Source organism: Romboutsia sp. 13368, from assembly GCF_018336475.1.
In the GTDB taxonomy this organism is placed as follows: Bacteria; Bacillota; Clostridia; order Peptostreptococcales; family Peptostreptococcaceae; genus Romboutsia.
Genome location: NZ_CP048741.1, coordinates 1,647,887 through 1,654,693 on the forward strand (window position 1 = coordinate 1,647,887; position 6,807 = coordinate 1,654,693).

General features: G+C 30.0%; 7 protein-coding genes. 2 read left to right on the forward strand and 5 right to left on the reverse strand.

The window, feature by feature from the left end:
* Window positions 1–12: 12 nt before the first annotated feature.
* The 5 genes from pyrH to G3997_RS06630 form a co-directional block, all read right to left on the reverse strand.
* Window positions 13–714 (reverse strand): UMP kinase, encoded by a 702-nt coding sequence (gene pyrH / locus G3997_RS06610; protein ID WP_296644671.1) that lies wholly within the window; start codon window positions 712–714, stop codon window positions 13–15.
* A gap of 72 nt (window positions 715–786) precedes the next feature.
* Complete coding sequence (tsf, locus tag G3997_RS06615; RefSeq protein ID WP_296644672.1) at window positions 787–1,695, reverse strand: translation elongation factor Ts; 909 nt, start codon at window positions 1,693–1,695, stop codon at window positions 787–789.
* A gap of 67 nt (window positions 1,696–1,762) precedes the next feature.
* Window positions 1,763–2,476, reverse strand: coding sequence for a 30S ribosomal protein S2 (rpsB, locus tag G3997_RS06620; protein ID WP_296644674.1), 714 nt, complete (start codon window positions 2,474–2,476; stop codon window positions 1,763–1,765).
* A 211-nt stretch (window positions 2,477–2,687) separates the two neighbouring features.
* Window positions 2,688–3,875: a D-alanyl-D-alanine carboxypeptidase family protein gene (locus tag G3997_RS06625; RefSeq protein ID WP_330616113.1), complete on the reverse strand. Its 1,188-nt coding sequence runs from the start codon at window positions 3,873–3,875 to the stop codon at window positions 2,688–2,690.
* An 80-nt stretch (window positions 3,876–3,955) separates the two neighbouring features.
* Window positions 3,956–5,014: a potassium channel family protein gene (locus G3997_RS06630; RefSeq protein ID WP_296644677.1), complete on the reverse strand. Its 1,059-nt coding sequence runs from the start codon at window positions 5,012–5,014 to the stop codon at window positions 3,956–3,958.
* A 355-nt stretch (window positions 5,015–5,369) separates the two neighbouring features.
* On the opposite strand from G3997_RS06630, the gene G3997_RS06635 reads away from it, so the two are divergent.
* Window positions 5,370–6,479, forward strand: a complete 1,110-nt coding sequence (locus G3997_RS06635; RefSeq protein ID WP_296644679.1) for a DEAD/DEAH box helicase — start codon at window positions 5,370–5,372, stop codon at window positions 6,477–6,479.
* Between the two features lie 80 nt (window positions 6,480–6,559).
* Complete coding sequence (locus G3997_RS06640; protein WP_296644680.1) at window positions 6,560–6,739, forward strand: hypothetical protein; 180 nt, start codon at window positions 6,560–6,562, stop codon at window positions 6,737–6,739.
* The last annotated feature ends 68 nt before the right edge of the window (window positions 6,740–6,807 follow it).

The following is a 6,807-nucleotide window of genomic DNA, read 5'->3' on the forward strand; positions in this document are numbered from 1 at the left end:
CTTTATATAATATTATCTTACTACAGTACCTATTTTTTCACCCATAACAGCTTTTATTATGTTATCTGTAGATAATTCAAATACATGTATAGGTATTTGGTTATCCATACATAAAGATGTTGCTGTAGAGTCCATTACTTTTAGCTCTCTTTGTAAAACTTCTATATAAGTTAATTCATCGAATTTAACTGCATCAGCATGTACTTTAGGGTCTTTATCGTATACTGCATCAACATTTTTAGCAAGTAGTATAACTTCTGCTTCCATTTCAGCCGCTCTTAAAGCTGCAGCTGTGTCAGTTGAGAAATATGGATTTCCTGTTCCAGCACCAAATATAACTACTCTGTCTTTCTCTAAGTGTCTAACCGCTTTTCTTCTTATATATGGTTCTGCTATTTGTCTCATTTCTATAGCAGTTTGAACTCTAGTTTGAACGTCAATGTTTTCAAGTGCATCTTGAAGTGCCATAGAGTTCATAACAGTTGCAAGCATACCTATATAGTCTGCTGTAGTTCTGTCCATACCTTCTGATGTTCTACCTCTCCAGAAGTTTCCACCACCAACAACTACAGATACTTCAACGCCTACTTCTTGAATTTTCTTTATTGCTACTGCTATTTCGTTTACAACGTCATTGTTTATGCCAAAACCTTTATCCCCTGATAGTGCTTCACCACTAAGTTTTAACAGTACTCTTTTATACATTGGTTTCATAAAAGAAATCCTCCTACCTTTTACTAATATATGTCTCAAAAAAAGAGAACACTTAAGTGTTCTCTTTTACAATTACTTAAGTTGCTTAGCAACTTCTTCAGCAAAGTTTTCTTCTTTCTTTTCTATACCTTCTCCAACTTCGAATCTAACAACTCTTCCTAAAGTTATGTCAGCTCCTACTTTCTTAGCAGTTTCTGCAACTAAAGCTTTTATTGTTAAATCTCCGTTCTTAACGAATGGTTGTTCTAATAAGCAAACTTCTTTTAATTGTTTTTCAAGTCTACCTTTTATCATTTTCTCAACTATGTTAGCTGGCTTTCCTTCATTTAAAGCTTGTTGAGTTAATATTTCAGTTTCGTGAGCTATGTATTCTTGATCTACATCGTCTCTTGAAACATATTTAGGGTTCATAGCTGCAACTTGCATAGCTATATCTCTTCCCATAGCTATAACTTCTGCATCTTTAGCAGTTGTTATCATTTCAACTAAAACACCTATTTTTCCACCACCGTGGATGTATCCAGCTACTTGTCCTTCTGTAGCTATCTTAACGAATCTTCTTACGTCTAATTTTTCTCCTATTGTAGCTATTCTGTTGTTTAATACTTCAGATAAAGCTATTCCTTCGTTGTGAGTTTCAGCTAATAATCCAGCTACGTCTTCTTTATCAGTAGCTAAAGCCATCATAGCAGCATCCTTAACGAAAGTTTTGAAATCTTCGTTTTTAGCAACGAAGTCAGTTTCAGAGTTAACTTCTACCATAGAAGCAACTGTGTTATCTTCATTTAATTCTATAGCAACTAATCCTTCAGCAGCTATTCTATCAGCTTTCTTAGCAGCTTTAGATAATCCTTTTTCTCTTAATATATCTACAGCTCTTTCCATGTTTCCTTCAGCTTCTTGTAAAGCTTTCTTACAGTCCATCATTCCAGCGCCAGTGTTTTCTCTTAACTCTTTAACCATTTGTGCAGTTATAGCCATTTTGAGTACCCTCCATATGTATATTATTAATGGTAAGGGAGTTGACCCTTACCATTAAGTTGTTTTATTATTCTTGCTCAGCTTCTACTTCTTCTTCAGCACCTTGTCTAGCTTCTATTATAGCGTTAGCCATAGCACCAGTTATTAACTTAACAGCTCTTATAGCGTCATCGTTTCCTGGTATAGCGTAGTCTAATTCTTCTGGGTCACAGTTAGTATCAACTATACCGAATACTGGTATACCTAATCTGTGAGCTTCTTGTATTGCTATGTTTTCTTTTCTTGGGTCTACTACGAACATAGCTCCTGGTAATTCAGGCATATCCTTCATACCGTTTAAGTATTTTTCAAGCTTTTCTTTTTCAGCTCTTAATTTTATAACTTCTTTCTTAGGAAGAACTTCGAATACACCTTCAGCTTCCATTTTTTCTAATTCTCTTAATTTGTTTATTCTAGTTTGTATAGTTTTGTGGTTTGTTAACATTCCACCTAACCATCTTTCGTTAACGTAGAACATTCCACATCTTTCAGCTTCTTCTTTTATAGCTTCTTGAGCTTGTTTCTTAGTACCTACGAATAAKATTGGCTTTCCAGTTTCAGCTACTTCTTTCATAGCCTTGTAAGCTTCTTCAGCTTTCTTAACTGTTTTTTGTAAGTCTATTATATATATTCCGTTTCTTTCTGTGAATATATATTGAGCCATCTTAGGGTTCCATCTTCTTGTTTGGTGTCCGAAGTGTACACCAGCTTCTAGTAATTGTTTCATTGATATTACTGACATTTCTAGTCCTCCTTGGTTTTTATCCTCCGGCATGGTCATCTCTCTGAAAAACCACATTGGGCACCTTTCAAAGATCACATTGCCGTGCGTGATTATTGTATTGTTATTTTCACCTTAGATAGTATATCATAAGGATTTTAAAAATACAACATTTTTTATATCTTTTATTTTTATCCTTTTTTATCTAGATTATATACATTTTTCTTTATATTTAATCAGTAAATATCATTTTTATTTTAGTTACTAGAGATGCATTATCAATATCATTGGCACTTATTACATCCACACTACCTATAACCTGTCCAGTTTCTGTGAAGTATTTTATTACTCCTATTGTATCTCCTTTTTTAACTGGATATTTTAGTTCTTTAAGTGTTATTTGTGAATTTAAATTTTCAGTGTTTTTTAATGTTGCATAAAGTTCATCTTTACTTTTTAATACAACTTCTAATTCTTCTAATCCATTTATATATTTTTTACCTATTAGTTGATCTTTTTCCATAACCTTTTTAGTAGAGAAATTATCTTTACCATATCTTAATAAAGATAATGATGCTGAAAGTCTTTTTTCTTTATGATTAGCACCAAGTACTACACCTATCATTCTGTGTCTTATTTCATTTTTTTCATCCTTATCTACTACCATAGAAAAAGCTAAGCAATATCCTGCATTTCCAGTGTAACCTGTTTTTATACCATCAACTGCAGGTATTATACCTAAAAGCGCATTGGTATTATTTTTTTGAAATCCTCTTTCTGGATAAGAGTATACCTGCATATCAGTTATAGCTGTTACTTCTTTTTCATAGTTATCAAACATATACTTTCCAAGTTTAGCTATATCCCTTGCTGTAGATATGTTTTCCTTTGGAGGTTCTTTAGGATTTTGAAGATTGTATATTGGAAGTCCATTAGGATTTACAAATGTTGTATTTGTCATACCTAACTCCTTCGCTTTTTCATTCATTCTGTTTACAAAAGTGTCTACATCTTTACTTATGTGTTTTGCTATTGCTATTGATGCATCATTTCCTGATACTATCATAAGTCCCTTCATAAGCTCATAAAGAGGTACTTTTTCGCCTACTTTTAAGTGATAACTAGATCCCTTTACCCTTGCTATGTCATTGTCTATTGTTATAATGTCATTTTTATTTACTTCTTTGTTTTCTATAGCTTCTATAGCAATTAAAAATGTCATCATTTTACTAAGACTGGCCAGTGGTCTTTTTGCATCTGGATCTTTTTCAAACATTACTCTATTTGTATTTTGGTCTATAAGTATTGATGATCTAGAGTATCTGTCTACTTTATTGTTGTCATCACAATAACTAAAAGTAGGTAGAGATAGTATTAATACAAAGGTTAATAGTAGTAATTTTTTAAGTCTCTTTCTCAAAATTGTCACCTTCTTGGATTAATAAGTATAGTTTAATTTTTTCCTATTTAATTGATAATATATCAGTAATTATTTACTAACTACCTTATCATCCTTTTTATTATTACAGATGTCCATGATGCAGCTATTGTTACACCCAAAAAAACTTCAAGGCTTACTAATATTTTTCCTATTGCAGATGTTACTATCATATCACCATATCCAACTGTAGTGAATGTAACCATGCTAAAATACCAAAGGTCTATATATGTATCTATAATTTCTGTTAACGAGTAATTTTTTAATGTACTCATACTTATTCCTATAAGCTCATTATTTAAAGTTTCTATTCCTATAAACATATATAAAAGTGCAAATACACTTACAGTGACTATACTTACTATTAATACATTCCATGGTCTTTCACCATAACCTACAGTGTATTTTGAAAGTGCATCAAAAAATTTAGATGATAGATAATCTCTATAGGTTGGATAATCTTCTACTTTCATACTTTTAGATCCGTAAACTCTTTCTTTATAATAGTAGTAACCTATTCTTTCGTGATCCCCTATTTTATTAGCTTGATTTCTAGCTATTCTATAATTTATCTTTCCATTTATATAGTGTTCTTTTTCATAATCTACATCTAGTAGTATAAATTTTGTATATTCATCAAACTTTATTCCATCCATTCTAGGAAGATTGTGTACAGAGTTCATTACTAAATTTTGGCCCGTAAATATAACGCCCATGAATATTTTTTTATTTGAGTGTCTTGGGTTAAATATTGCATTGTTAAATGTCACACTATACCTAAACTGACTATTTATAAATGTAGTAAATTCTAAAAAGTTTGTGTTATTAAATATTACTTTCCCATTAAATATATAATTATTAAATAAAGCTTCCTTTATAAAGGTAGTCTCTGTAAAATTTAATTCTTCGTATGGATAACCTATAATTTCATTTATATTAAATTTCTCTTCAAATGCAAAGCCACTAAAATCATTTATCTTGTTTTCTTTTATAAGTTTTATTACTTTTTCATTTTCTTCTTTGCTTTTATTTTTTTTATGAAATATGCAATAGCCACTTTCATCTGCATCATATTTGCATATACATTTGTGGTTTGTATTTGATGACCATTTACACTTCATATTTTTCCTCCAAATTAGTATGTATATATTTAGTATTTTCATTTCTTATATATAAATGTAATAAATATCTAAAATTAATTTAATATGAATTGTTAGATTTATAATGTTARCTATTTTGTAATATATGTTAATTAAAGTTTATCTCAAACCATCAGACTCTTATTCTCGTTTCGGTTACATCCGTTGCTTAAAATATTACTTCAGCTTATATATCATTTGCTTTTGCTAATGATTTATATAATATGCTATACATTGGATATAATATATGTAGAATTTATTAGAATAATTTATGATAGTGTGGTATTATAGATTAGTTATATTTAAATAAAATATTTTAAGTGAAAGGTAATAACTTATGAATTTCAAAAACTTAGGAATTAGTGAAAGCATAGTAAATGTTTTATCAAAAAATGGTATATCAACACCAACTCCTATACAAGAAGAAAGTATTTCTATAATAAAAAATGGTAGTGATGTTATAGCTCAGGCTCAAACAGGAACTGGTAAGACTTTAGCATTTTTACTTCCACTGTTTGAAAATATATCTACTAATGATAATAATATACAAGGACTTATTTTAACTCCTACAAGAGAGCTTGCTATTCAAATAACTGAAGAGGCTATGAAGTTAAAAGAAGGAAAAGATATAAATATATTAGCTGCATATGGAGGAAAGGATATTTCAGCCCAGTTAAATAAGCTAAAGAGAAATATTCACTTAGTTATAGCTACTCCAGGTAGACTTATAGATCATATAATGAGAGGTACTATAAATCTTAAAAATTTAAAGACTGTAGTATTTGATGAAGCAGATGAAATGCTATTTATGGGTTTTAAAAATGATATAGAAACTATAATGAAGGATGTTCCTAAAAAATCTCAAGTTTTATGTTTCTCAGCTACTATGGATTCTGCTGTTAAAAAACTTGCTTATAGATATATGAAAGATCCTGCTGTTATAGCTATAAAATCTAAGGAAGTTACTTTAGATAATATAATACAAGAGGTTGTTGAAACTACAGATAGACACAAGCAAGATGCTCTATGTAAGTGTTTAGATAATGATAATCCATTCTTATCAATAATCTTCTGTAGAACTAAGGCTAGAGTTGATAAACTTGAAGAGGACTTAGCTAGACGTGGATATAACTGCGCTAAGATACATAGTGATGTTAAACAATCTAAACGTGAGCGTATAATGAAATCCTTTAGAAATGCTGATTTACAGTATTTAATTGCAACTGATGTTGCTGCTCGTGGTATAGATGTTACAGGTGTTACTCATATATACAATTATGATATACCTGAAACTGTAGAATCTTATATTCACCGTATAGGTAGATGTGGTAGGGCTGGTGAAAAAGGATATACTTGCCTTTTCATAGATCCTAAAAATCAATCTATGTTAGAAGAAATCGAAAAAACTATTAAATTTAATATACCAAAAAGACAACTTATTGATTAATTTAGTATATAATATAAAGTATCATCTGAGTTGTTATCAAATGAAAAATACTTTTACACAAAGGGGGAATATTTTCTTCAATGGACAGGTTGTACGATATTTTATTATTACTGGCGATGTTTATATGTATGGTAACTTTTAACAGATTTTCATCAGCTCAGGAGACTGTGTTTATTGTTTTATCTGGTTTAGGAGTTACATTAAGTGCTTTAATGCTTTTATTCCATAATAAAAAATATCTAGTTAAATCTAAAAAGTAGGAAAGTAAAGGAGCTATCTTTTAAGATAAGCTCCTATTTTAATTCTTTTTATTATGTAATTATAGACT

Excerpts from the sequence above, each read along its gene's own strand:
- pyrH (WP_296644671.1), bottom strand. The coding sequence starts at position 714 with ATGAAACCAATGTATAAAAGAGTACTGTTAAAACTTAGTGGTGAAGCA.
- G3997_RS06640 (WP_296644680.1), top strand. The coding sequence starts at position 6,560 with ATGGACAGGTTGTACGATATTTTATTATTACTGGCGATGTTTATATGT.
- G3997_RS06630 (WP_296644677.1), bottom strand. The coding sequence starts at position 5,014 with ATGAAGTGTAAATGGTCATCAAATACAAACCACAAATGTATATGCAAA.
- tsf (WP_296644672.1), bottom strand. The coding sequence starts at position 1,695 with ATGGCTATAACTGCACAAATGGTTAAAGAGTTAAGAGAAAACACTGGC.
- G3997_RS06635 (WP_296644679.1), top strand. The coding sequence starts at position 5,370 with ATGAATTTCAAAAACTTAGGAATTAGTGAAAGCATAGTAAATGTTTTA.